Annotated in this window: 24 protein-coding genes; 19 read left to right on the top strand and 5 right to left on the bottom strand. The window is 74.0% G+C overall.

Translation table 11 applies throughout. From position 1 onward, the window contains the following. Positions 1-9: 9 nt before the first annotated feature. Positions 10-1020 carry a class I fructose-bisphosphate aldolase gene (locus tag ACFPK1_RS11180; RefSeq protein WP_378020978.1) on the bottom strand — a complete coding sequence of 337 codons (1011 nt, stop codon included), beginning with the start codon at positions 1018-1020 and terminating at the stop codon, positions 10-12. Positions 1021-1116: 96 nt separating this feature from the next. On the opposite strand from ACFPK1_RS11180, the gene ACFPK1_RS11185 reads away from it, so the two are divergent. Beyond that, a complete protein-coding gene (locus ACFPK1_RS11185) occupies positions 1117-1959 on the top strand; it encodes a siderophore-interacting protein (RefSeq protein ID WP_378020979.1) in 843 nt (280 codons plus the stop codon). Positions 1960-2046: 87 nt separating this feature from the next. On the opposite strand, the gene ACFPK1_RS11190 is transcribed toward ACFPK1_RS11185, so the two are convergent. Continuing rightward, positions 2047-4869, bottom strand: coding sequence for an aconitate hydratase (locus tag ACFPK1_RS11190; protein ID WP_378020980.1), 2823 nt, complete (start codon positions 4867-4869; stop codon positions 2047-2049). Between the two features lie 407 nt (positions 4870-5276). On the opposite strand from ACFPK1_RS11190, the gene ACFPK1_RS11195 reads away from it, so the two are divergent. The 4 genes from ACFPK1_RS11195 to ACFPK1_RS11210 all read left to right on the top strand — a co-directional run bounded on the left by ACFPK1_RS11195 (position 5277) and on the right by ACFPK1_RS11210 (position 9947). After that, positions 5277-6623 (top strand): NlpC/P60 family protein, encoded by a 1347-nt coding sequence (locus ACFPK1_RS11195; RefSeq protein ID WP_378020981.1) that lies wholly within the window; start codon positions 5277-5279, stop codon positions 6621-6623. A 128-nt stretch (positions 6624-6751) separates the two neighbouring features. Then, positions 6752-7864 (top strand): AAA family ATPase, encoded by a 1113-nt coding sequence (locus ACFPK1_RS11200; protein WP_378020982.1) that lies wholly within the window; start codon positions 6752-6754, stop codon positions 7862-7864. 71 nt (positions 7865-7935) lie between these two features. Continuing rightward, a complete protein-coding gene (locus ACFPK1_RS11205) occupies positions 7936-8976 on the top strand; it encodes a DUF58 domain-containing protein (protein ID WP_378021023.1) in 1041 nt (346 codons plus the stop codon). Continuing rightward, entirely contained in the window at positions 8976-9947 is a 972-nt protein-coding gene (locus tag ACFPK1_RS11210; protein WP_378020983.1) for a VWA domain-containing protein, read from the top strand. Before ACFPK1_RS11205 ends, ACFPK1_RS11210 begins: the two co-directional genes overlap by 1 nt. On the opposite strand, the gene ACFPK1_RS11215 is transcribed toward ACFPK1_RS11210, so the two are convergent. Next, positions 9948-11063: an alpha/beta hydrolase fold domain-containing protein gene (locus tag ACFPK1_RS11215; RefSeq protein ID WP_378020984.1), complete on the bottom strand. Its 1116-nt coding sequence runs from the start codon at positions 11061-11063 to the stop codon at positions 9948-9950. A gap of 150 nt (positions 11064-11213) precedes the next feature. Here ACFPK1_RS11215 and ACFPK1_RS11220 point away from each other — a divergent pair, with 150 nt between their 5' ends. The 3 genes from ACFPK1_RS11220 to ACFPK1_RS11230 are packed head-to-tail and all read left to right on the top strand — an operon-like array spanning position 11214 to position 13826. Further along, positions 11214-11918: a beta-ketoacyl-ACP reductase gene (locus ACFPK1_RS11220; protein ID WP_378020985.1), complete on the top strand. Its 705-nt coding sequence runs from the start codon at positions 11214-11216 to the stop codon at positions 11916-11918. Between the two features lie 11 nt (positions 11919-11929). Then, the gene (gene fabI, locus ACFPK1_RS11225) at positions 11930-12697 is read left to right on the top strand and encodes an enoyl-ACP reductase FabI (protein WP_378020986.1); all 768 of its coding nucleotides are present in this window, start codon (positions 11930-11932) and stop codon (positions 12695-12697) included. 52 nt (positions 12698-12749) lie between these two features. Continuing rightward, positions 12750-13826 carry a ferrochelatase gene (locus ACFPK1_RS11230; RefSeq protein ID WP_378020987.1) on the top strand — a complete coding sequence of 359 codons (1077 nt, stop codon included), beginning with the start codon at positions 12750-12752 and terminating at the stop codon, positions 13824-13826. Here ACFPK1_RS11230 and ACFPK1_RS11235 read toward each other — a convergent pair. Beyond that, positions 13823-14632 (bottom strand): ABC-2 family transporter permease, encoded by an 810-nt coding sequence (locus ACFPK1_RS11235; protein ID WP_378020988.1) that lies wholly within the window; start codon positions 14630-14632, stop codon positions 13823-13825. The genes ACFPK1_RS11230 and ACFPK1_RS11235 overlap by 4 nt on opposite strands. 273 nt (positions 14633-14905) lie before the next feature. On the opposite strand from ACFPK1_RS11235, the gene ACFPK1_RS11240 reads away from it, so the two are divergent. Genes ACFPK1_RS11240 through ACFPK1_RS11250 form a run of 3 tightly spaced genes read left to right on the top strand, consistent with a single transcriptional unit; the run spans position 14906 to position 17523 of the window. Continuing rightward, positions 14906-15730 carry an N-acyl homoserine lactonase family protein gene (locus tag ACFPK1_RS11240; RefSeq protein ID WP_378020989.1) on the top strand — a complete coding sequence of 275 codons (825 nt, stop codon included), beginning with the start codon at positions 14906-14908 and terminating at the stop codon, positions 15728-15730. A 31-nt stretch (positions 15731-15761) separates the two neighbouring features. Beyond that, complete coding sequence (locus ACFPK1_RS11245; RefSeq protein WP_378020990.1) at positions 15762-17054, top strand: hydroxyacid-oxoacid transhydrogenase; 1293 nt, start codon at positions 15762-15764, stop codon at positions 17052-17054. Positions 17055-17058: 4 nt separating this feature from the next. After that, positions 17059-17523 carry an FmdB family zinc ribbon protein gene (locus ACFPK1_RS11250; protein ID WP_378020991.1) on the top strand — a complete coding sequence of 155 codons (465 nt, stop codon included), beginning with the start codon at positions 17059-17061 and terminating at the stop codon, positions 17521-17523. Between the two features lie 26 nt (positions 17524-17549). Here the strand turns inward: ACFPK1_RS11250 and ACFPK1_RS11255 are convergent, their stop codons facing one another. After that, on the bottom strand, positions 17550-18341 hold the full coding sequence (locus tag ACFPK1_RS11255; protein ID WP_378020992.1) for a hypothetical protein: 792 nt from the start codon (positions 18339-18341) through the stop codon (positions 17550-17552). Positions 18342-18539: 198 nt separating this feature from the next. Between ACFPK1_RS11255 and ACFPK1_RS11260 the strand changes: the two genes are divergently transcribed. From ACFPK1_RS11260 to ACFPK1_RS11295, 8 genes are all read left to right on the top strand, one after another. Continuing rightward, positions 18540-19484 carry a DUF3097 domain-containing protein gene (locus tag ACFPK1_RS11260; RefSeq protein WP_378020993.1) on the top strand — a complete coding sequence of 315 codons (945 nt, stop codon included), beginning with the start codon at positions 18540-18542 and terminating at the stop codon, positions 19482-19484. Positions 19485-19525: 41 nt separating this feature from the next. Further along, on the top strand, positions 19526-20017 hold the full coding sequence (locus ACFPK1_RS11265) for an NfeD family protein (protein ID WP_378020994.1): 492 nt from the start codon (positions 19526-19528) through the stop codon (positions 20015-20017). Next, entirely contained in the window at positions 20017-21198 is a 1182-nt protein-coding gene (locus ACFPK1_RS11270) for an SPFH domain-containing protein (RefSeq protein ID WP_378020995.1), read from the top strand. The genes ACFPK1_RS11265 and ACFPK1_RS11270 overlap by 1 nt, the downstream gene beginning before the upstream one ends. Before the next feature lie 30 nt (positions 21199-21228). Continuing rightward, complete coding sequence (locus ACFPK1_RS11275; protein ID WP_378020996.1) at positions 21229-22896, top strand: glutamate--tRNA ligase; 1668 nt, start codon at positions 21229-21231, stop codon at positions 22894-22896. Between the two features lies 1 nt (position 22897). Beyond that, positions 22898-23677, top strand: a complete 780-nt coding sequence (locus ACFPK1_RS11280; protein WP_378020997.1) for an alpha/beta fold hydrolase — start codon at positions 22898-22900, stop codon at positions 23675-23677. Between the two features lie 39 nt (positions 23678-23716). Further along, on the top strand, positions 23717-24109 hold the full coding sequence (locus ACFPK1_RS11285) for a hypothetical protein (protein WP_378020998.1): 393 nt from the start codon (positions 23717-23719) through the stop codon (positions 24107-24109). 10 nt (positions 24110-24119) lie between these two features. Then, on the top strand, positions 24120-25169 hold the full coding sequence (locus ACFPK1_RS11290; protein ID WP_378020999.1) for a DUF3616 domain-containing protein: 1050 nt from the start codon (positions 24120-24122) through the stop codon (positions 25167-25169). A gap of 56 nt (positions 25170-25225) precedes the next feature. Further along, positions 25226-26480: cbb3-type cytochrome c oxidase subunit I (locus ACFPK1_RS11295; protein ID WP_378021000.1), on the top strand; the 1255-nt coding region annotated here is incomplete at its 3' end.

Genomic DNA, 26480 nt, shown 5'->3' on the forward strand with positions numbered 1-26480 from the left:
ACGATGCGGTCACGACGCCTTCTCCTCATCCGCGCTCCACTCGCCGCGGTTGGCCGCCCCGGTGAGCCGCAGCCGCTCGGCGAACGCGTCCTGGGCCGCGGCCACGTTCTCCTCCGCGCCGGCCCACCGCGCCATCGGGCTGCTCTGCAGCGCGCGGGCGTAGGAGAAGCTCACGGTCCACGGCTGCGGGCCCCGGCGCGCGATCGCGTCGAGGTTCGCGTTGGCCTGCGCGTCCTCCTGACCGCCCGAGAGGAAGACGACGCCGGGCACGGCGGCCGGGATCGTGCGGCGCAGCACCTCGAGCGTGCGGTCGGCGACCTCGTCGGGGCCGGCCTGGTCGGCGCCCGCGTAGCCGGACACGACCATGTTCGTCTTCACCAGCACGCCCTCGAGCGCGACCCGCTGGCGGCGCAGCGCCTCGATCGTGGCGGCGAGGACCTGCTCGGTGACCTCGGCCGACCGCTCGATCCCGTGGTCGCCGTCCATGATCGACTCGGGCTCGACGATCGGTACCAGGCCCGCCTCCTGCGCGAGCGCGGCGTACCGGGCCTGGCCGGCGGCGTTGAGCTCGACCGCGGTCGCGCTGGGCAGGGTGTCGGACACCGAGATCACCGAGCGCCACTTCGCGAACCGCAGCCCCAGCTCGGCGTACTCGGCGAACCGCTCCCGCAGCCCGTCGAGGCCCTCGGTGACCTTCTCGCCGGGGAAACCGGCCAGGTCCTTCGCGCCCCCGTCGACCTTGATGCCGGGCACGATCCCGCGCCGGCGCAGGAGGTCGACCATCCCCGTGCCGTCGAGCGCGGTCTGCCGGACGGTCTCGTCGTAGAGGATCACGCCACCGAGGCGCTGCTCGACGTCCTCGGTGGTGAACAGCAGGTCGCGGAACCGGCGCCGCGTCTCCTCGGTGGACTCGACGCCCACCGCCTCCAGCCGCTTGGTGATCGTCCCGGTGCTCTCGTCGGCGGCGAGGATGCCCTTCCCGTCGGCGAGGATCTCGCGCGCGGTCTCCTGCAGCGTCATCGGTACTCCTTCCCTCTGCGCGCAGGGTTGACCGGCGCGCCCGGCGGCATGCGCGAGTTAGGGTGACCTCACCTGGCGGTGACGGAAGGGGAGCGAGTGACGGCGGCGTCGACACGTCCGGCGGTCCGGTTGCGGCGCGCGGTGGTCCGGGCGGTCGCCCGGCCGACCCCGCGGGTGGTGCGGGTGACGGTGGCGGGCCCCGAGCTCGCGGACCTGCCCATGGTCGCCCCCGACGGCTACATGAAGCTCTTCTTCCCGCGCGCCGACGAGGTCGAGCCGCAGCTGCCCCCGCTGGTCGAGGAGGGTGACGACGGGCCCGACATCGCCGGCTGGTTCCGCCGCTACCTCGCGATGCCCGACGACCTCCGCCCACCCATGCGCACGTTCACCCTCCGCCGGCGGCGCGAGGACCCGGTCGAGATCGACGTCGACTTCGTCCTGCACGACGAGGGCCCGGCGCGCGACTGGGCGCTGCGCGCCGCCCCCGGCGAGCACCTCGCGTTCACCGGCCCCTACGGCCTCTACGCCCCGCGCGACGACCACGACGGCATCGTGCTGGCGGGGGACGAGACCGCGGTCCCGGCGATCGGCGCCATCGTCGAGGCCCTGCCGCCCGGCCGGCGCGCGACCGTCCTCGCGGGCGTCCGGGACGTCACCGAGCAGCAGACCTGGGCGACCGCCGGCGACGTCACCACGCACTGGACGACACCCGACGCGCTCGCCGAGCACCTCCGCGGGCTCGCCTTCCCCGCCGCGCAGCCCTACGTGTGGCTGGCCGGCGAGGCGTCCCTGGTGAAGGCGATGCGCCGCCACGTCGTCCGCGAGCGCGGCGTCGACAAGCGCGACGTCTGCTTCACCGGCTACTGGCGCCGCGGGCGCACCGAGGAGCAGGAGGTGCGCGCCGCGCTGGCCGGCACCGCCGAGCCCGCCGACGACTGAGGCCCCCGGAAACGAACGAACGCGCCGTTCGCTGCGCTAGAAGCAGCGAACGGCGCGTTCGTTCCGAAACAGGCGGAGAGACCCAGGTCAGCCCAGCATCTTGCGCAGGACGTAGGGCAGGATCCCGCCGTTGAGGTAGTACTGCGCCTCACCCGGGGTGTCGATGCGCAGGCGCGCGTCGAACTCGATCGCGTCCCCGGACTCGGGCTGCGCCGTCACGTGCACCGTGTCGGGGACCTCGCCGTCGTTGAGCGCCGTGACCCCGGTGATCGAGAACGTCTCGGTGCCGGTCAGACCCAGCGAGTCGGCGTTCTCGCCGTCGGGGAACTGCAGGGGCAGCACGCCCATCCCTACGAGGTTCGAGCGGTGGATGCGCTCGTAGGACTCGGCGATGACCGCGCGGACGCCGAGCAGCGTCGTGCCCTTGGCCGCCCAGTCGCGCGACGAGCCCGAGCCGTACTCCTTGCCCGCGAGCACCACCAGCGGCGTGCCCTGCGCGGCGTAGTTCTGCGCCGCGTCGTACACCGCGACCTGCTGGCCGCCCTGGGTGTAGTCGGCGGTGTTGCCGCCCTGGTCGAGCGAGCCGCCGTCCCCGGTGGGCAGCAGGTTGCGCAGCCGGATGTTGGCGAACGTGCCGCGGATCATCACCTCGTGGTTGCCGCGGCGCGAGCCGTAGGAGTTGAAGTCCTTGCGCTCGACCCCGTTCTCCTTGAGGTACCGGCCGGCCGGCGAGTCCTCCTTGATGGACCCGGCGGGGGAGATGTGGTCGGTGGTCACCGAGTCGCCGAGCTTGAGCAGCACCCGGGCGCCCTCGATGTCACCGACCTCCGAGGGCTCCCGCGACATGCCCTCGAAGTACGGGGGCTTGCGCACGTACGTGGAGTCCTCGTCCCAGGTGAAGGTCTCGCCCTCGGGGGTGGGCAGCGAGGTCCAGCGCTCGTCGCCGGCGAAGACGTCGGCGTAGCCCTCGGTGAACTGCTCGGGCGAGAGCGCCGAGGAGATCGTCTCCTGGATCTCCTGCGGCGAGGGCCAGATGTCGGCGAGGGTCACCGGGTTGCCGTCGGTGTCGTGCCCGAGCGGCTCGGTGGCGAGGTCGAGGTCCATCGTCCCGGCCAGCGCGTACGCCACCACCAGCGGCGGGCTCGCCAGGTAGTTCATCTTGACGTCGGGGTTGATGCGGCCCTCGAAGTTGCGGTTGCCCGAGAGCACCGCGGTGACCGCGAGGTCCTCGTCGTTGACCGCCTTCGAGATCTCCTCGGGCAGCGGGCCCGAGTTGCCGATGCACGTGGTGCAGCCGTAGCCGACGAGGTTGAAGCCCAGCTTCTCCAGGTAGGGCAGCAGACCCGAGCGCTCGTAGTAGTCCATGACGACCTTGGACCCGGGCGCGAGCGACGTCTTCACCCAGGGCCGGCGCTCGAGGCCCTTCTCCACGGCGTTCCGCGCGAGCAGCGCCGCGCCGATCATCACCGACGGGTTCGACGTGTTGGTGCACGACGTGATCGCCGCGATCGTCACCGCGCCGTGGTCGAGCTCGAGCTCGACGCCGTCGGAGAGCGTGACCGGCGTCGGGTGCGAGGGGCGCCCCGACGGGTCCGCCGGCTGCTTGTGCACCGACGGCTTGTCGGCCTCCTCGTCGCGGGTCTCGGCCGGCGGGTCGGACGCGGGGAAGGACTCGGAGTACCACTCCTCGGACCCGGCCTTCGGCTCGGCGCCGTTGTTCACGTAGTCCGGCAGCGACTGGCGGAACGACTCCTTCGCCGCGTCGAGGCGGATCCGGTCCTGCGGGCGCTTCGGGCCGGCGATCGACGGGACGACCGTCGAGAGGTCCAGCGACAGGGTCTCGGAGTAGTCCGGCTCGTGCGCCGGGTCGTGCCAGAGGCCCTGCTCCTTGGCGTAGGCCTCGACGAGCGCGACCTGCTCGTCGTCGCGGCCGGTGAAGCGCAGGTAGGTCAGCGTCTCGTCGTCGATCGGGAACATCGCGGCGGTCGAGCCGAACTCCGGGCTCATGTTGCCGATCGTCGCGCGGTTGGCCAGCGGCACCGCGCCGACACCCTCGCCGTAGAACTCGACGAACTTCCCGACGACGCCGTGCTCGCGCAGCATCTCGGTGATCGTCAGCACCAGGTCGGTGGCCGTGGCGCCCGCGGGCAGCTCGCCGGAGAGCTGGAAGCCGACGACCTTCGGGATCAGCATCGACACCGGCTGGCCGAGCATGGCCGCCTCGGCCTCGATGCCGCCGACGCCCCAGCCGAGCACGCCCAGGCCGTTGACCATCGTGGTGTGCGAGTCGGTGCCCACCAGCGTGTCGGGGTACGCCTGGCCGTTCCGGGTCATCACGACGCGCGCGAGGTGCTCGATGTTGACCTGGTGCACGATGCCGGTGCCGGGCGGGACGACCTTGAACTCGTCGAACGCGGTCTGGCCCCAGCGCAGGAACTTGTAGCGCTCCTCGTTGCGCTGGTACTCCAGCTCGACGTTGCGCTCGAAGGCGTCCGGGGTGCCGAACAGGTCGGCGACGACGGAGTGGTCGATCACGAGCTCGGCCGGCGCCAGCGGGTTCACGTTCTGCGCGTCGCCGCCCAGCTCGGTGACCGCCTCGCGCATCGTCGCGAGGTCGACGATGCAGGGGACGCCCGTGAAGTCCTGCATCACCACGCGGCCGGGGACGTACTGGATCTCGGAGTCCGGCTCGGCGGTCGGGTCCCACTCGGCGAGCGCCCGGATCGACGCCTCGGTGGTGACGAGGCCGTCCTCGGTCCGCAGGAGGTTCTCGAGCAGCACCTTCAGGCTGAACGGCAGGCGCTGCGAGCCCTCGACCGCGGACAGTCGGAAGATCTCATACGACTGCCCGCCGACCTCGAGGGTGCCCTTCGCACCGAAAGAGTCGGCGGACTGGTCTGACGAGCTCACGGACACGTTCCTCCTCGTTCCTCGCGGGCGCGGCGGGTGGGGATCGGCCGCGACACCGGGGTCGCTTCGGTCCCGGCGGCGTCGACGGGGCAGGCGGGGCCTGTCCGGGTGGTGGCCCGATCGGCGCGGCGCGAGCCGGCCGGCACGGGTGACGACGCTCGACCCGGGGGTCGGGCGGGAGTCTTGCGCACCCTCACGACTGCTGCACTCCCGCCCTCACCAGCCTACGACCGGGCACCCCTCCGTGTTGGTCCCGACGCAGCCGGTGAGCCCCCCGGATGCCCCACGAGCGGGCGATTCACGCCACACCCCTGCGTGTCGGAGCCCGGAGGCGGCCCCGGGGGCCGCCAAGCTCCTCACCCGGCCCGGGTCCGGGACCGGGCCACCTCGGGGGAGTGGAGGACGGCGTGCGTGGTGCGGTCACGGGCGCGACCGTGGTCGCCGCCGTGCTCGCGACGGCGCTGACGCTCGTCCCGCCGGCCCTCGCCGCGCCGCCGAGCCCGACGCCGCCACCCGCCGGCGGGTCCCCGGCGCCCCAGGACCCGGCCGACGAGGCCGGCTCCCTCGTCGCCCGCATCGCCACCGCCCGCGCGGCCCTCGACCGCCTCACCGCCGACCTGGGCAGGCGCCAGGAGCTCGCCAACCGCGCGCTGGCCGACGACACCACCGCCCGCCGGGCTGCCGACGACGCCCGCCGGGCCGCCGAGGAGAGCCGCCGCGGCGCCGACGCCGCCGCCGCGGCCGCCGAGCGGGCCCGCGCCGAGGTCGACGCCTGGATCACCGCCTGGTTCCAGCAGGCCGACGTCCTCGGGCCGCTCTCGGTGCTCTCGGGCTCGTCGGGCCCCGACGACGTCGCCGCGCGGGCCCACCTGCGCGACGTGGTCACCGCCGACCAGCGCGCCGCCCTCGACGGCGCCGAGCGCGCCCGGATCGAGGCGGCCAACGCCGACTCCCGCGCCCGCGCCGCGCGCATCGCCGCCGACGAGGCCGCCGCGCGCGCCGCCGCGGCCCGGGTCGCCGCGGACGCCGAGCTGACCCGGGTGCGCACCGACACCGACGCCGCGCAGGCGCAGCTGCGCGAGCTCACCGCCCAGCGCGACGCCGCCGAGGCCCGCCTGCGCTCGCTCGAGGACGCCGACCCGGCGCTGGCCGCGCAGCGCGACCGCGCCGAGGCCTTCGACGCCGCCGCGACCGCCCGCGAGACCGCCCGCGACGCCCGGGTGCGCCGCGCCGCGACGGCGGGACTCGAGGCCCGGGCGGCCCGGGCCGGTACCGACGACGACCCGCTCGCCGACGCCGGCATCAGCACCGACGGCCTGTCCGACGAGGTGCGCACGGTGCTCGAGCGCGCGCTCTCGCAGCTCGGCGTCGTCTACGCCTGGGGCGGCGGGGACGCCGAGGGCCCGACCAAGGGCATCCGCGACGGCGGCGTGGCCGACGCGCACGGCGACTACGACAAGACCGGCTTCGACTGCTCCGGGCTGATGATCTACGCCTTCGCGGCGGCCGGGAAGGACCTGCCGCACTACAGCGGCTACCAGGCCGACGCCGGGCAGCGGGTCGCGCTGGAGGACCGCCGGCCCGGGGACCTGCTCTTCTGGGCCGACGACGACGGCGCGGGCCCCGTGCACCACGTCGCCCTCTATCTGGGCGGCGACCAGATGGTCGAGGCCCCCGAGTCGGGCAAGACCGTGCGGATCGCGTCCGTGCGGTTCGACGACGAGATCGTCCCGACCGTCACCCGGCTGGTGTGAGCACGTCGTGACACCACACGGCACCCTCACCGGCCGACGAGTTGCCTGGTGGACCGGCGGGTAGCGTGCCGCCCCGGACGCACCCGCCCGGCGGGTGCGGAGCGAGCGCCGACCAGAGAGGGACAGCGGTGACCGAGCCCACGGAGACGGGGCCGACCGGCCGACAGGGCCCGTCGGGATCGCCGACGCCGCCGGCGTCAACGGGCTCCGGCTCGGGCGCGCCCTCGACGCCGGCCCACGACGCCGAGCAGCTCGAGCGCACCGTGCTCGAGGTCAAGCGCGTCATCGTCGGCCAGGACCGCCTGGTCGAGCGGATGCTCGTCGGCCTGCTCGCCAAGGGGCACCTGCTGCTCGAGGGCGTGCCCGGTGTGGCCAAGACCCTCGCGGTGGAGACGTTCGCGCGCGTGGTGGGCGGGTCGTTCGCCCGCATCCAGTTCACGCCCGACCTCGTGCCCGCCGACATCCTCGGCACCCGGATCTACCGCCAGGGCCGCGAGGAGTTCGACGTCGAGCTGGGCCCGGTGGTCTCCAACTTCGTGCTCGCCGACGAGATCAACCGCGCGCCCGCGAAGGTCCAGTCGGCGATGCTCGAGGTGATGGCCGAGCGCCACGTCTCCATCGGCGGGCAGACCCACGCGATGCCCGACCCGTTCCTCGTGCTGGCCACGCAGAACCCCATCGAGAACGAGGGCGTCTACCCGCTGCCCGAGGCGCAGCGCGACCGCTTCCTGTTCAAGATCCTCGTCGAGTACCCGACGGCCGACGAGGAGCGCGAGATCGTCTACCGGATGGGCGTGAGCCCGCCCTCGCCGCACCGGGTGCTCGACCCCGGCGAGCTGCGCCGCCTGCAGGACGTCGCGTCCCAGGTGTTCGTCCACCACGCGCTCGTCGACTACGTGGTGCGCCTGGTCGTCGCGACGCGCTCGCCCGCCGAGCACGGGATGGGCGACGTCGGCGGCTGGGTGGCCTACGGCGCCTCGCCGCGCGCGTCGCTGGGCATCATCGCCGGGGCGCGGGCGCTCGCGCTCGTCCGCGGGCGCGACTACGTGCTGCCCCAGGACGTCGTCGACATCGCGCCCGACGTGCTGCGCCACCGCCTCGTCCTGTCCTACGACGCGCTCGCCGACGGCGTGCCGGTCGACCACGTCGTCACCCGCGTCCTGCAGACCGTCCCGCTGCCGCAGGTGTCGGCCCGCCCGGTCGGGATGGGCCCGGCGCCCGTGCCGGCGGCGGGTCGGTGACCCCACCGGGGGACCAGCCCCAGGGCTCATCCGACGGGACGCCCTCGGCACAGGTCCCCGAGCCCGGGCCGTTGCCGCCGGCCGCGACCCCGGCCGAGAGCCCGGCCGGCGGTCCCCGCCCGGCGTGGGCGCCGCCGCCGACCGCCCCGGTGCCCTCGGGTCCCGACGAGGTGGCGGGGGAGCGCACCCAGGCGCGGCTCTCGGCGTCGCTGCGCACCCTGGAGCTCACCGTCCGGCGCCGCCTCGACGGGCTGCTGCAGGGCAACCACCTGGGCCTCGTCCCCGGTCCGGGCACCGAGGCCGGCGAGCCGCGGGTCTACCAGCCCGGCGACGACGTGCGCCGCATGGACTGGTCGGTCACCGCGCGCACCACCGAGCCCCACATCCGCGAGACGATCGCCGACCGCGAGCTGGAGACGCAGCTGGTCGTCGACCTCTCGCCGAGCCTCGACTTCGGCACCGCGGCCTGCGAGAAGCGCGACCTCGCCGTCGCCGCGTGCGCCGCCGTCGCCCACCTGACCCGCGGCGGCGGCAACCGCATCGGCGCCGTCGTCGCCACCGGCGCCGAGACGCTGCGCCTGCCCGCCCGCGGCGGCGAGGCGGCCACCCGCGACCTGCTGCGCCGGATCGCGTCCACCCGGCCCGCGCCGGAGGGCACGCGGGGCGACCTGCCCGGCGCGCTCGAGGCCCTGCGTCGCCCGCCGCGGCGGCGCGGGCTCGTGGTCGTGGTGTCGGACTTCCTCGGCGACGTCGACTGGGAGCGCGCCATGCGGGCGCTGCGGGCGCGCCACGACCTGCTCGCCGTCGAGGTCGTCGACCCCCGCGACGAGGAGCTCCCCGACGTCGGCACCGTCGTGCTCGCCGACCCCGAGACCGGGCGCCACCGCGAGGTCACCACCACCCCCACGCTGCGCCGCCGCTTCGCCGCCGAGGCCGCCGCCCACCGCGGGCGCGTCGCCGCCGCCCTGCGCGGCTGCGGCGCCGGGCACCTCGTGCTGCGCACCGACCGCGACTGGATCGCCGACGTCGTGCGCTTCGCCGTGGCCCGCAAGCGCGGCTGGTCGGGCGGGGCGACGACGGGACGCGTCCCCGAGCAGGCCGGGAGACGCTGATGTTCGCGCACCCCTGGTGGTTCCTGTTCCTGCTGGTCGTGGCCGCGCTGGCCGTCGGCTACTGGTGGATCAACCGGCGCCGGCAGCGCTACACGATGCGCTTCACCAACCTGGCGCTGCTCGAGCGCGTGGCCCCCAAGGGCCCCGGCCGGTGGCGCCACGTCCCGATGGCGCTGGTGCTGGTCGCCCTCGTGCTCATGACGATCGCGCTGGCCGGCCCGCAGGGCACCGCGCAGGTGCCCCGCAACCGCGCGACGGTGATGCTGACGATCGACGTGTCGCTCTCGATGCGCGCCACCGACGTCGAGCCCTCGCGGCTGCAGGTCGCCGAGAGCGCCGCCTCGACGTTCGCCGACCAGCTCCCGGCCGGCATCAACCTGGGCCTGTCGTCGTTCGCGGCGACCCCGAGCACGCTCGTCACGCCCACCACCGACCGCCAGGCGGTGAAGAACGCGATCGGCAGCCTGCAGCTCGCCGAGTCGACGGGCACCGGCGACGCGATCCGCGCGAGCCTCGCCGCCATCCGGGCTTTCGGCAGCCAGATCCGCGGCCCCGAGGGCCCGCCGCCGGCACGGATCATCCTGCTCTCGGACGGCAAGCAGACGACGCCGACCACCGACCCCGCCGACGACCGGGGCGCCTTCCCGGCCGCCGCCGAGGCGCGGGCGGCGGGCGTGCCGATCTCGGCGATCTCGTTCGGCACCGAGTACGGCGAGATCGAGATCGACGGCCGGCCGGTGTCGGTGGCGGTGGCCGACGACCAGATGCGCGAGATCGCCCAGCTCTCCGGCGGCGACTTCCGCCGCGCGTCCACCGAGCTGGACCTGCGCGAGACCTACGCCAACCTCGCCGAGCAGGTGGGCTACGAGGAGCGCACGGTCGACCTCTCCGGGCGCTGGTTCCTCGCGGCCACCATCCTCGTCGTGCTCGGCGCCGCCACCGCGATCGTCACGGGGCAGCGTCTCCCGTAGCTAGATGTGGTCCACCGTCAGCCGGTCGACGAAGGCCCGGATGTCGGCGATCGCCGCGCGGTGCTCGGCGGGCAGTGCCTGCCGGAAGATCATCTCCGCGCCGTGGGTGATCCCGAGGTTCGTCCGCCCCTCGACCGGGACCCCGGCGGCGAGGAGCTTGCGGTAGTAGGCGAGCCCTTCGTCGCGCAGCGGGTCGAGCTCGTTGACGGTGATGACGTGCGGCGGCAGGCCGGCCAGGTCGTCGGCGGTCGCGAAGTACGGCCAGGCCAGCGGGTCCTCGGCGTGCCGGTCGTGCGGGTCGTACTGGGCCACCAGCAGGTCCATCAGCGCGCAGTTGATGAAGTAGCCGTCGTTCTCGATCATCGACGGGAGCTCGCGCAGCTTGCGGGCGCGGTCCCACGCGTAGCCGCCGCTGACGTAGGGCACCGAGGCGTACACGCCGTCGATGGCGTCGAGGTCGCCCGAGCGCTTGGCGCGCAGCGTGGTGGCGAGCACGAGGTTCGCGCCCCCGGACTCGCCCTGCAGCACGAGGCGGGTCAGGCCCAGCTCGCCGCGCTGGTCGTCGAGCCAGCGCACCGTGGTGGCGCAGTCGTCGAGGCCCGCGGGGAAGGGGTGCGGGCCCAGCTCGGTCCACGCGTTGCGGAAGCCGACGCGCGCGGCGACGACGCCGGTGAGGGCGAGCTCGCGGCACCAGCGGTCGTGCACGCGGGTCTCGGCGTCGAGGATGGTCATGCCGCCGCCGTGGATGTAGACGACGCACGGCAGGGGGCCCGTGACGCCCGCCGGGCGGTAGAGGCGCAGCGGGACGAGGTGCCCGTCGGGCGAGGCCACCGACGTGTCGGTGGTCTCGACGGCGTCGTCCGGGGCGTCGCCGGGCAGGTCGAGGGGGATGTTCGCGTAGAGGGCGCTGAAGCCGGCGTGCAGCCCGCCGACCGCCTCGGCCACGGCCTCGCGGCCGGCCTCCCGCGTGATCGGGGGCTCGGCGGCCGGGCCGTCCAGGCCGAACGCCGCGAGCGCGGCGACGAGGTCGGGCTTGGCCCGCGGGTCGGTGCGCAGGTCGAGCGAGGGGTCGCCGAGCCGGCCCGGGAGGGTCGGCGGGGTGTCGGTCGCTGTCATCGGTCCTCCGGTGTCGAGATCGACGGCAAGATCGACCCTATGGCGCGGGCCACAGCCCGGCCAGGCGCCGTTCGGCCGCGTCGTCCCGTGGGCCGGACACCCCCGGAGCCGGTAGCCTTCCGCCGCCGCAGCCCCGAAGAGAGGAGTCGCGTGAGCCGCGTCGCGCTGGTCACGGGAGGCAACCGCGGGATCGGGCTCGCCACGGCGCGCGAGCTCGCCGACCGCGGATTCACGGTGGTGGTGACGCACCGCTCGGGCGAGCCGCCGGAGGGGCTGCACGGGGTGCAGGCGGACGTCACCGACTCCGCCGCCGTCGACGCCGCGTTCTCGCAGGTGGAGTCCGAGCACGGGCCGGTCGAGGTGGTCGTCGCCAACGCCGGCATCACCCGCGACGGCCTGCTCATGCGCATGCCCGAGGACGCGTTCACCGAGGTCCTCGACGCCAACCTCACCGGCGCCTGGCGGGTCACCCAGCGCGCGATCCGCGGCATGGTCAAGGCCCGCTTCGGCCGGCTGATCTACATCTCGAGCGTCGTCGGGCTGACCGGCGCGCCGGGGCAGGCGAACTACGCGGCCTCCAAGGCGGGCCTCGTGGGGCTGGCCCGCTCGACGGCGCGCGAGCTCGGCGGGCGCGGCATCACCGCGAACGTCGTCGCGCCCGGGTACGTCGACACCGACATGACCGCGGAGCTGACCGACAAGCGCCGCGAGGAGATCCTGAACTCCATCCCGCTGGGGCGCACCGCCGCGCCCGAGGACATCGCCAAGGCCGTCGCCTGGCTCGCCTCCGACGACGCCGGCTACGTCACCGGCGCGGTGCTGCCGGTCGACGGCGGCATCGGCATGGGCCACTAGAAGGGGAGACAGTGAGCAACCTGCTCGAGGGCAAGCGGATCCTGGTCACCGGGATCATCACCGACGCCTCGATCGCCTTCCACGCGGCGAAGGCGGCGCAGGAGGCGGGCGCCACCGTCGTCCTCACCGGCTTCGGGCGCCTGTCGCTGGTCAAGCGCGTCGCGCAGCGGCTGCCGCAGGAGGCGCCGGTCATCGAGCTCGACGTGCAGAACCAGGAGCACCTCGACGGCCTCGCCGACGCGGTGCGCGAGCACGTCGACGGCCTCGACGGCGTCCTGCACTCCATCGGCTTCGCCCCCATGGACGCCCTGGGCGGCAACTTCCTGAACACCGAGTGGTCCGACGTCGCCACCGCGGTCGAGGTGTCGGCCTACTCGTTCAAGTCGCTCGCGATGGCCTGCAGGCCGCTGCTCGGGCCCGGCTCGTCGCTGGTCGGCATGGACTTCGACAACACCGTCGCCTGGCCCGGCTACGACTGGATGGGCGTCGCCAAGGCCGCGCTCGAGGCCACCACGCGCTACCTCGCCCGCGACCTGGGCCCCGAGGGCATCCGCGCCAACCTCGTCGCCGCCGGCCCGGTGCGCACCATGGCCGCGAAGTCGATCCCGGGCTTCGACACCTTCGAGGAGGCCTGGGTGCAGCGCTCGCCGCTGGGCTGGGACCTCGGCGACCCGACGCCGGTCGCGAAGACCATCTGCGCCCTGCTCTCCGACTGGCTGCCCGCCACCACCGGCGAGGTCGTCCACGCCGACGGCGGCTACCACGCGATGGGCGCCTAGCGGTCCGGGTCTCACCGTGTAGCCCTCGTCGTGCGGGGGGATGCTGGACGACGTGAGCGGTGAACCCCCCTTCGACGCGGTGCTGGTCCTCTCCTTCGGCGGCCCCGAGGGTCCCGACGAGGTCCGTCCGTTCCTGGAGAACGTCACGCGGGGCCGCGGGGTGCCGCCGGAGCGTCTCGACGCCGTCGAGGAGCACTACCAGCACTTCGGGGGCGTCAGCCCGATCAACGAGCTGAACCGGCGCCTCGTCGCCGACCTGTCGCGCGCGCTGCGGGAGGCCGGGCGCGAGCTGCCCGTGTACTTCGGCAACCGCAACTGGCACCCGCTCGCCGAGGACACCGTCGAGGGCATGGCCCGCGACGGCGTGCGGCGCGCGCTGGTGTTCGCGACGAGCGCCTACGGCGGGTACTCGGCGTGCCGGCAGTACCACGAGGACATCGCGCGGGCCCGCGCGGCGGCCGTCGAGCGCACCGGGTCGGCGCCGGACCTCGTCAAGCTGCGCCACTTCTACGACCACCCGCTGTTCGTCGCCTCGGTCGCCGACGGGGTGCGGGCGGCGCGGGAGAAGCTGGACCGGGGGCACGAGGCGCGGCTGGTGTTCACCGCGCACTCCATCCCCGAGTCGGCCGACCGCACCGCCGGCCCGCCGGAGGAGGGCGGCCACCGCTACTCGCGGCAGATGGGTGAGGCCGCGCGCCTGGTCGCCGACGCCGTCGACGCGCCCGAGCACGACCTCGTGTGGCAGTCGCGCTCCGGTCCGCCGCAGATCCCGTGGCTCGAGCCCGACATCGTCGACCACCTCGACGACCTGCACGACCGCGGCGTCGGCGCCGTCGTCGTCAGCCCGGTCGGGTTCGTGTCCGACCACCTCGAGGTCGTGTGGGACCTCGACAACGAGGCCGCCGAGCACGCCGAGAAGCTCGGGATGGGGTTCGCCCGCGCCGCGAGCGCCGGCGCCGATCCCCGCTTCGTCCAGATGATCGTGGAGCTGATCGCCGAGCAGGTCGACGGCGTGGCGCCCCGCGAGCTGGGGACCGCGCCGCGGGCCGGGGTGGGCTGCAACGGGGCGCTCTGCCATCCGGGGTGCTGCGAGCCCGCGAAGCGACCCACCCAGGGGCCCTCCCGCTAGTCGCCGCTCCCGCCCGAGGCGGCCATCGCCGAGCGCAGGCGGGCGGCGTGGGCCAGCTGGTCGTCGACGACGAGGACGAGCGCGCGGGCGGCCGCCGGGTCGAGCTCGTCGGGGAGCTCGGCGGCCAGGGCCGTGCGGCTCGTGCGCCGGACCCACCACGCCGTGCCGTGGGCGTCGACCAGGGTCACGCGCGGCACGCGGTCGGCGACGTGGTGGCGCCACCGCAGCGTCGTGCCCCGCCCGTCATCGAGGGTCCAGTCGACGAGGCCGCGCGGGCCCTCGTCGGCGGACACGGTGACGGCGTCCTCCGGCGTGGTCACCGCGTAGGCGGCCGGTGCGAACGGGCGCTCGCGCCGCGCCGCCACGCGGACCGCCGGCTCGCCCCGCGGCGACACGGTGGCGGGCAGGGCGCGCTTCCCGTCCGGGTCCCGCGCCGCCGCCACCCGCGCGTCGGGACCGCCCTCGAGCGCCATCCGCCCCGTGGTCGCGTAGCGGTCGGCCCACGCGAGCTCGACCCGGCGCCCGCCGCCGTAGGCCTCGACGTCGTCGGTGGGGGCCTCGCCGACCGCGCCGAGGGCCCAGGGGACGCCGAGGCCGGTCGTCATCACCGCGATGATCAGCCCGAACACCGCGAGCACCGTCAGGCCGACGAGCTGGTCGGGCAGGATCCCCTCGGCGTCACGCCACCGGTCGCCCATCGCGAGGTGGATCATCGGGACCGAGGACGCCGCGACGACGCCGGCCGCGAGCAGCACCCAGAACGGGGCGCGCCGGGCCGTGGCGAGCCGCGAGCGGCGTGCCCACACAGCGCGACGATGCGTCGACGTCCCCGTCGTCGGGGGAGGAGCGGCCACGGTCCCACCCTGCCCGATCGTCACCGTCCGTGATAATGCTCATCACTCCGACGGAGCAGCGGGCGGGCGCAGAAACCTCGCGAATCGCTCGGACTTCCTACCGTTTGCCGATGATCGTGAGCGTCGCTAGTGTCCGCCATCACGTGGCCGGTGATGCATGCATGATCGGTGCGGCGCCCCCGGCTGCGACCCCCGATTCGGCACGCGGCACGCGGAGGAGCGCCCATGGCTGCGAGTGGCGAGATCAAGGTCAACATCCTGGACTGCGGCATGATGACCGCGGACCTGACGTGGTTGCTCCTCAAGCCGGGGCGCTCGATCCGCCCCCGGCAGATGCGGGACCAGCCCACCGAGTGGGCCGACGTCCCGACGCACACGGTGCTCGTCGAGACCCCCGACGGCACCCTGCTCTGGGACACCAGCTGCCCCCGCGACTGGGAGGACCGCTGGGGCCCCACGGGCCTGCAGGACTTCTTCCCCTACGACAAGGTCAGCGAGGAGGAGTACCTCGACTCGCGCCTGCAGCAGCTCGGCATCGGCGTCGACCAGATCGACTACGTCGTGCTGTCGCACCTGCACTTCGACCACTGCGGCAACGCCGACATGTTCAAGGACTCGTCGGCCAAGCTCATCTGCAGTGACAAGGAGAAGGACTGGGCGTTCGGGTTCGACGGCCTGTTCAACGGCGCCCACCTCAAGACCGACTACGAGGAGCTGAACTGGGAGACGGTGTCGGGCGACACCGAGTTCCTCCCCGGCGTCACGCTGCTCCAGACCCCGGGGCACACGCCGGGCACGATGTCGATGCAGGTCGACCTGCCCGACACCGGCACGATGATCTTCACTTCGGACGCCGTCTACATGGGCGAGAGCTACGGCCCGCCCACCACGCCCGCCGCCATCGTCAACGACATGGGGCAGTTCTACTCGTCGGTGGAGAAGATCCGCGGCGTCGCCGAGAAGACCAACGCGACGGTCGTCTTCGGTCACGACGCCGAGCAGATCCACCAGCTCAAGACCGTGGGCAACGGCGGCGGCCACTACACCTGATCACTGGCAACCCGATCGGAGACTCACCGGTATGACCGTCCCCCCGGTTCCCACCGAAGAGTCGGTGTTCACGTGGGGTGCCCCGCCGCTGAAGTTCGGCGCGGGTGCCTGCGACGAGATCGGCTTCGACCTCGCCCAGTACGGGGCGAAGCGGATCCTGCTGATCACCGACCCCGGCATGCAGCAGACGGGCCTGCCCGACCGCATCGCCGACCAGATCCGTCGCTACGACATGACCGTCGAGATCTTCGACGGCGTCCACGTCGAGCCCACCGACGACTCGATGAACAAGGCCGTCGGCTACGCCTCCGAGCAGGGCCCGTGGGACGGGTTCGTGGCGGTCGGCGGCGGGTCGGCGATCGACACCGCGAAGGCCGTCAACCTGCTGACGACCTTCCCCGGCGACCTGATGGACTACGTCAACAAGCCCGTCGGGAAGGCCCAGGTCCCGCCGGGCCAGCTCAAGCCGCTGATCGCCGTGCCCACCACGGCGGGCACCGGCTCGGAGTCCACCGCCATGTGCGTGCTGGACATCCTGTCGCTGCGGGTGAAGACGGGCATCAGCCATTGGCGGCTGCGGCCGACCCTCGCCGTCGTCGACCCGCTGCTGACGATGACGCTCCCCCCGGAGGTCACCGCCGCGTCGGGCATGGACATCGTCTGCCACGCGCTCGAGTCGTACACCGCGCGCTGGTACACGACGTTCGACCGCAAGAAGCCCGAGGAGCGGGTGACCTACTGCGGGTCCAACCCGGTCTCGGACCTCTGGTGCGAGAAGTCGATGTCGCTGCTGGCGAGGTCGTTCCGCACGGCCGTCCACCGCGGCACCGACGACGTCGACGCCCGCATGGACATGATGATGGCGGCGACCTTCGCCGGCATGGGGTTCGGCAACTCGGGCGTGCACATCCCGCACGCCAACGCCTACCCGATCGCCGGCCAGGTCCGGGACTTCCACCCCGCCGGCTACCCGTCGGACGAGGCGATGGTCCCGCACGGCATGTCCGTGTCGCTGACGGCGCCGGAGGCCTTCCGGTTCAGCTTCGACTCCGCGCCCGACCGGCACATGGCGGCCGCGCGGATGCTCGGGCCGAACGCCGAGACGCAGAACGACGCGTCGGAGCAGCTGCCGCACGTCGTCACCGAGCTCATGCGCGACATCGACATCCCCAACGGCATCGGGGCGGTCGGCTTCGGCGAGGGCGACATCCCCGACCTCGTCGACGGGACGATGAAGCAGCAGCGCCTGCTGGCGACCTGCCCCCGGACGCCCACCGAGGACGACATCGCGGACATCTTCCGCAAGTCGATCGAGAACTGGTAGCCGCGTGCCGATCTACGACTACCGCTGCGACTGCGGCCTGCGGTTCGAGCGGTTGATCGGCCGGGACGCCCCCGCGCCGGCGTGCCCGGAGTGCGGTGGCGAGACGCGCAAGGTGCCGTCCCGCCCCGCGCTCACCGGGACCGCCGACCCGGGGCCGTCCAAGGAGTACATGCCCCAGACCTGGAAGGGCACCCACCGCGGGAACCGGGAGTACGTCACCGGCCTGCAGCGGCAGTGGGACCGGCGCCAGAAGCTCGAGGCGAAGCACCCCGAGCTCCGCGGGGACACCCGCCCCGTGGCGGCCCACGAAGGTCGCTACGAGCAGGCGCCCCTGCGGGCGGGGGAGCCGTACCTCGGGCACTCCTCTCCCGATCCCGCACCGAAGAAGGACACCGGCGGGTCCTCGGGGCACGGTCACGGCCATGGTCACGGCCATGGTCACGGCCATGGTCACGGGCACGGCCACTAGGTCCTGACCGCCGCCCGGCCTCCGGGTCAGGCGGCGGTCAGCGCCCGCACGGTCTCGGCGACGGCCGCGACACGAGCCGCGCGCACGGCGGTGGCGAGCGGGCGCAGGGCGTCGGTGCGCGCCAGCGTCGCCGACGACGACACCGCGCCGCCGGGGTCGTCGCCCGACGCCGCGATGACGATGGCCTCGACCTCGTCGGCGTGCTGGAGCACCCGCAGCGGGCGCCCGGGTGTGCCGGCGGGCCAGCTCGCGTCGGGCCGGCGGCGCAGGGCGGCGGCGATCTCCTCGCGGACCCCCGCGCGCGGCTTGGCGACGTCCATCGCGGCGAGGGTGTCGGCGGCGTCGCGCACCGAGCTGCGCAGGTCGTGCTCGGCGTCGGACAGGCTCGGGTGCGCGGCGGGCGGGACCTCGTCGACGAGGTGCACGGTCCAGCGCAGGACGCCGTCGGCGACGGGTGCCGGCACGACGGCCAGCCCCGCCCCGGCGAGCACCGCGCACTCGCCGGCCTCCATCGCCGCGATCCGCAGCGCCTCGGGTCCCGGCAGCCCGCGCACGTCGCCGGGCGCGGGCATGACCAGCCGCGCATCGGGCCCGAGCGGCGACACCCGCCGGCGGGCGAGGACGAGCAGCGTGGCCACCCCGGCGCCGGCGTGGTCCGGGGTCGGCAGGTCGGTCACCGCGGCGGTCGCGGCGTCGGCGGCGACCACGTCGTGCGCCTCCGACCAGGGCCCCAGCGCGTCGAGGACGTCGTCCGCGGCGGCCGAGCCGGCGAGCCACGCCGCGGTCCACACGGCCAGGGAGGCACTCGCACAAGGCACCCGATCCACGGTACCGGGACCCCGCGCCGCGGCCGCTCTCCATCCCGATCTCCCGAGGGTGCACCCAGCGTCGTCGCGCCCACTGCTCTGGCGGCTCTCTGGAGAGATCGTTCCGGCGAGCAGCGGCGAGAGGCACGTTCGGCAGGTGCGCGGGCGTGTCTACCCCGGACGATCACCGCCCGCGGATAGCGTTCGTCCGTGGCGAGAACGCAGGGCCGGGGGATGCACGGCTCCACCGGCGACCCCGGATTCCGTTCGACCGGCGGGGCGGTGCGCGCGCCCGGCCGGGGCGGCGGCGGTCCGTCGTCGGGCGCGGGGCGCACCGGCGGGCTGCCGGGGCTCACGTCGCACAAGCCGGCCCGCGAGGTCGTCACCGTCGTCGCCGAGCCGGGGCTCGTGGTCGAGGACGCCGCCGAGACCTTCTGCGGCGCCGTGATCCGCGCCGACATCCGCGAGGTCGTGCTCGAGGACGCCGCGGGCCGCCGCCGGCTCTTCCCGAACAAGCCCGCCGCCTTCCTGCACGAGGGGCGCCCGGCCACGCTGGTCCCGCCGCAGCGGGCGGCCGCGCCCGAGAAGGCTCCGCAGCGCTCGGCGTCGGGGTCGCGCCGCGTGGAGAACGTCCGCGCGAGGACCGCGCTGCCGCACCGCATCTGGGTCGAGGGGCTGCACGACGCCGAGGTCGTCGAGCGGGTCTGGGGCCACGACCTGCGCGTGGAGGGCGTGGTGGTCGAGCCCCTGCACGGCGCGGACGTGCTCGTCGAGGCCGCGCGGGAGTTCGGGCCGGGGCCGGGCCGGCGCCTCGGGGTGCTCGTCGACCACCTCGTCACCGGGTCCAAGGAGTCGCGGATCGCCGAGGGGCTGCGCCGCGAGCTCGGGCCGGCGGCCGCGCACGTGCTGGTGCTCGGCCACCCCTACATCGACATCTGGGAGGCCGTGAAGCCCGGCACCGTCGGCATCCGGGCCTGGCCCACCATCCCCCGCGGGATCGAGTGGAAGCGCGGCGTGTGCGAGGCGCTGGGCTGGGGCGACGAGCGGGCCGGGGCGCGCCGGGTGCTGTCGGCGGTGTCGAGCTGGAACGACCTCGAGACGCCCCTGATCACGGCGATGGAGCAGCTGATCGACTTCGTCACCGTCGATCCCTGAACTCACGCTCGCGGCAAGTGGCGTCTGGCACACTCGCCGGTGTGATCCCGCTGCTGTGGGCGATCGCGGGGGTGGTGCTCGTCGCGGTCGAACTCGTGACCGGCACCTTCGTGCTGCTCATGCTCGGGCTCGCCGCGCTGGTCACCGCCGGGGCGTCCGCGCTCGGCGCCCCGCTCGGGGTCGACGTCGCCGTCTTCGGGCTCTCCGCGCTGGTGCTGATCCTGCTCGCGCGCCCCGCGCTGCAGCGCCGCTTCCGCACCGACCGCGCCGAGGGTGTCAACGCCGGCCCGCAGGCGCTGCTCGGGGCCGACGCCGAGATCGTCGACCCGATCCCCGCCGGCGACGCCGGCACCGTGCGCATCGGCGGCGCGCTCTGGACCGCGCGCGCCCTGCACGACGGCCCGGACGGTACGGCCTTCGCCACCGGCGACCCGGTGGTCGTCGTCGACATCCGCGGGGCGACCGCCGTGGTCACGGGCCCGTCGTCCGGCCCGCCCCACCCGTCCCGCCCGCCCCTCCAGGGAGAGAGCTGATGGAGCCCGCGACGCTCGTGCTCTACGTGGCCATCGCCGCCGCGCTGATCCTCATCATCACGGCGGTGGTCAAGAGCATCACCGTGGTCCGCCAGGCCGAGGCCGCGGTCATCGAGCGGCTCGGGCGCTACCAGCGCACCGCGGCCCCCGGGCTGACCTTCCTCGTGCCGTTCATCGACCGCATCCGCGAGCGGGTGGCGCTCTGGGAGCAGGTCGTCTCGTTCCCGCCCCAGCCGGTGATCACCCAGGACAACCTGACGGTCTCCATCGACACCGTCGTCTATTACCAGGTCACCGAGCCGAGCAACGCGGTCTACGAGATCTCCGACTACATCAACGGCGTGCAGCAGCTCACCACCACGACGCTGCGCGACGTGGTCGGCGGCATGAGCCTCGAGGAGGCGCTGACGTCCCGCGAGACGATCAACTCGCGCCTGCGCCGCGCCCTCGACGACGCCACCGGGCCGTGGGGCCTGCGGGTCGTGCGGGTCGAGCTCAAGGCGATCGACCCGCCGCCCTCCATCCAGGACTCGATGGAGCGGCAGATGAAGGCCGACCGCGAGAAGCGCGCGATGATCCTCACCGCCGAGGGCCACCGCGAGGCCGCCATCGCCCAGGCGCAGGGCAACAAGCAGGCGGCGATCCTCTCCGCGGAGGGCGCCAAGCAGGCCGCGATCCTCGAGGCGGAGGCCGACCGGCAGTCGACGATGCTGCGCGCCCAGGGCGAGCGGGCGGCGCAGTACTACCAGGCGCAGGGCGAGGCCAAGGCGATCGAGAAGACCTTCGCCGCCATCAAGGCCGGGCGCCCGACCCCGGAGATGCTGGCCTACCAGTACCTGCAGACGCTGCCGCAGATGGCGCAGGGCGAGGCCAACAAGGTCTGGATGGTGCCCAGCGACTTCGGCAAGGCGCTCGAGGGCTTCACCAAGATGCTCGGCGCGCCCGGCGACGACGGCGTCTTCCGCTACACGCCCTCCCCGGACGACGGCACCCCGATCGCCCGGCCCGGCGAGACCGACGCCGACGTCGCCGACTGGTTCGACACCAGCACCGACCCGGAGATCGCCAAGGTGGTGGCGGCCGCGGAGCAGCGCGCGGAGGCCGCGACGTCCGCCGAGCCCGAGTCCAACGGCGCCGGCCGCCACGCGAGCGGCGACGGCACGCCGCCCGACACGCTCTGACCTCCCGGGCACCTCGTAGCATCGGGACCCATGCTCGATCGCGCCCTCGTCGACGGCCTGTTCCCGGCCGACCTGCCCGAGCCCGCCGAGCTCGAGGAGCGCTACCCCCCGCGTGCCCTGGGCGACGGTGCGCTGGTCACGCGCTTCGGCCCGAGCCCGACCGGGTTCGTGCACATCGGCGGCCTGTACACGGCGATGGTGTCGCGCGACCTCGCGCACTCGACCGACGGCGTCTACGTCCTGCGCATCGAGGACACCGACCAGAGCCGCGAGGTCGAGGGCGCCGACGAGCAGTTCCGGCGGGCGTTCGAGGCCTTCGACCTCGAGCCCGACGAGGGCGACCTGGTGTTCACGGCGCTGCCGGAGCCCCGCGGCGACTACGGCCCGTACCACCAGTCGGCGCGTGCGGCGATCTACCACGCCTTCGTGCGCGAGCTCATGCGCCAGGGCAGGGCGTACCCGGACTTCGCGACGAAGGAGGAGCTCGCCGAGATCTCCGACGCGCAGCGCACGCTCAAGCTGCCCACGGGCTACTACGGCCGCTGGGCGCCGTGGCGCGACGCGAGCGAGGACGACGTCCGCGCCGCGCTCGACGCCGGGAAGCCGTGGGTGGCGCGGTTCCGGTCCGACGGGAAGGTGGGGGAGCGGTTCGCGTTCACCGACCGGCTGCGCGGGCGGGTCGAGATGGAGGACAACCACAACGACGTGGTCATCCTCAAGACGTCGGCGAGCCCTGTCCGCCTGCCGACCTACCACTTCGCGCACGCCGTCGACGACCACCTCATGCGCACCAACCTCGTCGTGCGCACCGAGGAGTGGCTGTCGTCGGTGCCGACGCACCGCCAGCTGTTCGCCGCGCTGGGCTTCGAGCCCGTCGACTACGCGCACCTCGCGCCGCTGATGAAGCAGGAGGGCGGGTCGAAGCGCAAGCTCTCCAAGCGCAAGGACCCCGAGGCGTCGGTCGACTTCTACCTCGAGGCCGGCTTCCCGGTGCCCGCCGTGCAGTACTACCTGCGCGGCCTGGCCAACCCGCGGCTCGCGGAGATGCCGCTGGCCGAGGCCCTGGCCACGCCGCTGCGTCTCGACGAGTTCGGGCTCGCGGGCCCGCTGGTCGACACGGTGAAGCTGTCCGACATCTCCGCCGACCACATCGCCACGCTGCCCGGCCCGGACGTGCTCGCGGGCGTGCGGACGTGGGCCGCGGAGTACGACCCCGAGATCGTCAAGGTGCTCGACGCGAACCCCGAGCTCGCGGCCGCCGCGATCGACGTCGAGCGGGTCGGCGTGGAGAACCCGCGCAAGGACCTGGCGAAGTGGTCGGACTTCCGCGAGGCCTACGGCTTCTTCTTCCCGGAGCTCTTCGCCGACGTCACCGACCCCGCCGACGAGCGCTTCGGCGAGCTGGACCCGGAGCTCGTGCGCACGGTCGCCGCGGACCTGGCGGACACCTACACGCACGAGGGCGACCAGCCGACCTGGTTCCAGCAGATCCGCGACCTCGCGCAGCGGCACGGCTTCGCCCCGAACCCGAAGACGTACAAGAAGGACCCGGACGCCTACCCCGGCATGCTGCGCGACGCCGCCAACGTGGCCCGCGTGGCGATCACCGGTGCCCAGCGCAGCCCCGACCTCTACGAGGTCACCCGGGCCCTCGGCGCCCACGAGGTCGTGCGCCGCCTGCGCGCCGTGGCCGGCTGACGTGTACGTCCGCACCGACGACGGGCGCCGCATCGCCTATGACCGCGAGGGCTCGGGCGGGCGGCCGCTCGTGCTCGTCGGCGGGCTCGGGCAGATGCGAGCCCTCGACCCGGGGACCCGGACGCTGACGAGCGAGCTCGCCGCCCGCGGCCTCGACGTCGTCCACCACGACCGGCCGGGTCGGGGCGAGTCGACCGGCGAGACGCCCTTCACCCTCGCCGGCGAGATCGCGGCGATCCGGGCCCTGGTCGACGAGCTCGACGGGCGCGCGGCGCTCTACGGCAGCTCCTCGGGGGCCGCGATCGCCCTCGCCGCCGCGGCGGAGCTCCCCGGGGTGGACCGGCTGGTGCTCTGGGAGATCCCGCTCGACGTGGACGCCCCGGCCGAGGCCGGGTGGTCGTTCCACGCCGGCATCGTCGACCGCGCGGGCGAACCCGAGGCCGCGCTGCGCTTCGCCATGGGCTTCCTGCCGGCCGAGGTGCTCGACGGCATGCTGGACGGCCCGGACGGGGACCGCTACCGGCGGCTGGCACCGACGACCGCGGCCGACGCGGAGGCCCTCGCCCGCGTGCACGACGGGCTGCGCGACGGCTCGCTCGCCACGCGGGTGACGGTGCCGACCACCGTGCTCACCGGCACCTCGACCTGGCCGTTCATGGCCGCGGCCGCCGACGCCGTCGTCGATGCCCTGCCCGACGCGGTGCGCGCCGAGGTCCCGGGCGCCGACCACGCGTGGGCCCCGCGGGACATGGCGCCGGTCCTCGCCGACATCCTGACCTGACGCCGGAACATTCCGGCCGGGTCGGAGCGTCGTAGCGGCATGATCGCCCCCTTCCGTTCCCCCGCCGGCGCGCTGGCCCTGGCCGTCCTCGCGGGCGGCCTGCTCGCCGGCTGCAGCGGCGGCACCAGCACCTCGGTGAGCTGCACCGGCGCCACGTGCCGGGCGACGGTCAGCGGCGCGCCGGTCGAGGTCTCCCAGCCCGACGCGCAGTCGACCCGGACGCGCACGAGCAGTACGAAACGGCGTCCGGCGAGGAACAATGACGGGGTGGACTTCGGGGTGAACGCCATCGGGCCCGGCTGGGTCGACGTCGAGGACGACGGCACCGTGACGCGCGTGCCGCAGGGCGGGTCGTTCGTCGAGGACGGGTCGACGGTGCGTCTCGAGTCGTCCGACGGGCGCACCGCGGTCTTCACGTTCGCGAAGAGATGAGGTCTGCGCGATGACCACGCTCCCGGTGCGCCTGGCCCTCGGCGCCTACGCCCCGACCGCCGGTGTCGACCTGTCCGGGGTGGCGGTCACGGCCGACACCATGTTCCTCGCCCCCGACGAGGGCTCCTCGCTGCTGCGGCTGCGCCGCGCGCCCGGCGGCGGGTCGCTGGACTGGGAGGCGCCCGAGCCGATCGCACTCACCGACGCGGTGGCGCTGAAGGGCGGGCCCGAGGACGAGGTCGACGCGGAGGGCCTCGACGTGGTCGACGGGTGCCTCTGGGTCGCCGGCTCGCACAGCGCCAAGCGCAAGCGGGTCCGGCCCGGCACCCCGCCCGAGGAGATCGGGCCGCGGCTCGCGGAGGTCGCTCCCGAGAAGGGCCGCCGGGTGCTCGCCCGCCTGCCGCTGCGCGAGGGACCGGACGGCCCGCGCACGGTGCGCGCGGGCGAGGAGGTCGCCGGGCTGGGCGAGGCCGCGCGGCTGCCGTCGGGCCGGCGGGGCCTGTGGGGCGCGCTCGCCGACGACGAGCACCTCGCCCCGTTCCTCGGCGTCCCGGGCAAGGACAACGGGTTCGACGTCGAGGGGATCGCGGTCCGCCCGGCGCACCACGGCGGGGGCGTGGTCCTCGGCCTGCGCGGCCCGGTGCTGCGCGGGTGGGCGGTGCTGCTCGAGGTCGCGGTGCACGCCGACGGCCCGAAGCTCGTGCTCGACCGGCTGGACAAGTGCTTCGTGGACCTCGAGGGCCTCGGCGTGCGCGACCTCGCCCGCGACGGCGACGACCTGCTGGTGCTGGCCGGGCCGACGATGGTGCTCGACGGCCCGGCGCGCATCCTGCGCCTGCGGGGTGCCGCGGCCGGCCCGCTGCCGCCGGCGATCACGGCGGGCGAGGTCGAGGAGGTCACCGAGGTGGCGGTGGGCCGGGGCTGCGACCGCCCCGAGGGGCTCGCGGTCCTGCCGGAGGGCCTGCTCGTCCTCCACGACACCCCGGCACCCCACCGCCTCGACGGCGAGGACCTCGTCGGCGACCTCTTGCCGAGGCCCGGGGCCGCTCCTACCGTGTGAGGTGGGTCACTCCCACACCTCGTATCCGTCGCCGGGACCGAGGAGCTCTGTCGACCGTGTCGACCACCTCGCACCAGCCGCCCAGGCCGATCGTCACCACGCCGTACCCACCGCGCGAGGCGAGGCGCGGGTCCGCGTTCGCGCACTACCTGCGGACGACGGACCCCAAGGACATCGCGATCCTCTACCTCGTCACGTCGTTCGCGTTCTTCATGATCGGCGGGCTCATGGCCCTGCTGATGCGCGCGGAACTGGCCCAGCCGGGATTGCAGATCCTGTCGGTGGACCAGTACAACCAGCTGTTCACCATGCACGGCACGATCATGCTGCTGCTCTATGCGACGCCGATCCTGTTCGGCTTCGCCAACTACATCGTCCCGCTGCAGATCGGGGCGCCCGACGTCGCGTTCCCGCGGCTGAACGCCTTCTCGTACTGGCTGTTCCTCTTCGGCGGGACGATCGTCCTGTCCGGGTTCGTGACCCCGGACGGCGCCGCCGCGTTCGGCTGGTTCGCCTACACCCCGTTGTCCGACATCACGCACTCGCCGGGGCTGGGCGGTGACCTGTGGCTGCTCGGTCTGGTGGTCGCCGGCCTGGGCACCATCCTCGGTGGCGTCAACTTCGTGACGACCATCGTCTGCCTGCGTGGCCCGGGCATGACGATGTTCCGGATGCCGATCTTCACCTGGAACATCCTGGTGACGGTCATCCTCGTGCTGATGGTGTTCCCGATCCTCACCGCGGCGCTGCTCGGTCTGGAGGCCGACCGGCACCTGGGGGCCCAGCTGTTCGCGCCCGAGCACGGCGGGGCGATCCTCTGGCAGCACCTGTTCTGGTTCTTCGGGCACCCCGAGGTCTACATCGTCGCGCTGCCCTTCTTCGGCATCGTCACCGAGATCTTCCCGGTGTTCAGCCGCAAGCCGCTCTTCGGCTACAAGACACTCGTGTTCGCCACCGTCGCGATCGGGGCGCTGTCGGTGGCGGTGTGGGCCCACCACATGTTCGCCACGGGCGCGGTGCTGCTGCCGTTCTTCTCGTTCACGACCTTCCTCATCGCGGTGCCGACCGGCATCAAGTTCTTCAACTGGATCGGCACCATGTGGCGCGGCCAGCTGACGTTCGAGACGCCGATGCTGTTCGCGATCGGGTTCCTGGTGACGTTCCTGTTCGGTGGCCTCACCGGGGTGCTGCTGGCCAGCCCGCCGCTGGACTTCCACGTGTCGGACTCGTACTTCGTGGTGGCGCACTTCCACTACGTGCTGTTCGGCACGATCGTGTTCGCCACCTACGCCGGCATCTACTTCTGGTTCC

Source organism: Actinomycetospora rhizophila (assembly GCF_042657905.1).
Classification (GTDB): domain Bacteria; phylum Actinomycetota; class Actinomycetes; order Mycobacteriales; family Pseudonocardiaceae; genus Actinomycetospora; species Actinomycetospora rhizophila.

What these genes read in the sequence shown, in the direction of transcription:
- ACFPK1_RS11180 (WP_378020978.1), bottom strand. Translation starts at nt 1,020, where the DNA reads ATGACGCTGCAGGAGACCGCGCGCGAGATCCTCGCCGACGGGAAGGGC.
- ACFPK1_RS11210 (WP_378020983.1), top strand. Translation starts at nt 8,976, where the DNA reads ATGTTCGCGCACCCCTGGTGGTTCCTGTTCCTGCTGGTCGTGGCCGCG.
- ACFPK1_RS11215 (WP_378020984.1), bottom strand. Translation starts at nt 11,063, where the DNA reads ATGACAGCGACCGACACCCCGCCGACCCTCCCGGGCCGGCTCGGCGAC.
- ACFPK1_RS11240 (WP_378020989.1), top strand. Translation starts at nt 14,906, where the DNA reads ATGGCTGCGAGTGGCGAGATCAAGGTCAACATCCTGGACTGCGGCATG.
- ACFPK1_RS11245 (WP_378020990.1), top strand. Translation starts at nt 15,762, where the DNA reads ATGACCGTCCCCCCGGTTCCCACCGAAGAGTCGGTGTTCACGTGGGGT.
- ACFPK1_RS11270 (WP_378020995.1), top strand. Translation starts at nt 20,017, where the DNA reads ATGGAGCCCGCGACGCTCGTGCTCTACGTGGCCATCGCCGCCGCGCTG.
- ACFPK1_RS11275 (WP_378020996.1), top strand. Translation starts at nt 21,229, where the DNA reads ATGCTCGATCGCGCCCTCGTCGACGGCCTGTTCCCGGCCGACCTGCCC.
- ACFPK1_RS11285 (WP_378020998.1), top strand. Translation starts at nt 23,717, where the DNA reads ATGATCGCCCCCTTCCGTTCCCCCGCCGGCGCGCTGGCCCTGGCCGTC.
- ACFPK1_RS11290 (WP_378020999.1), top strand. Translation starts at nt 24,120, where the DNA reads ATGACCACGCTCCCGGTGCGCCTGGCCCTCGGCGCCTACGCCCCGACC.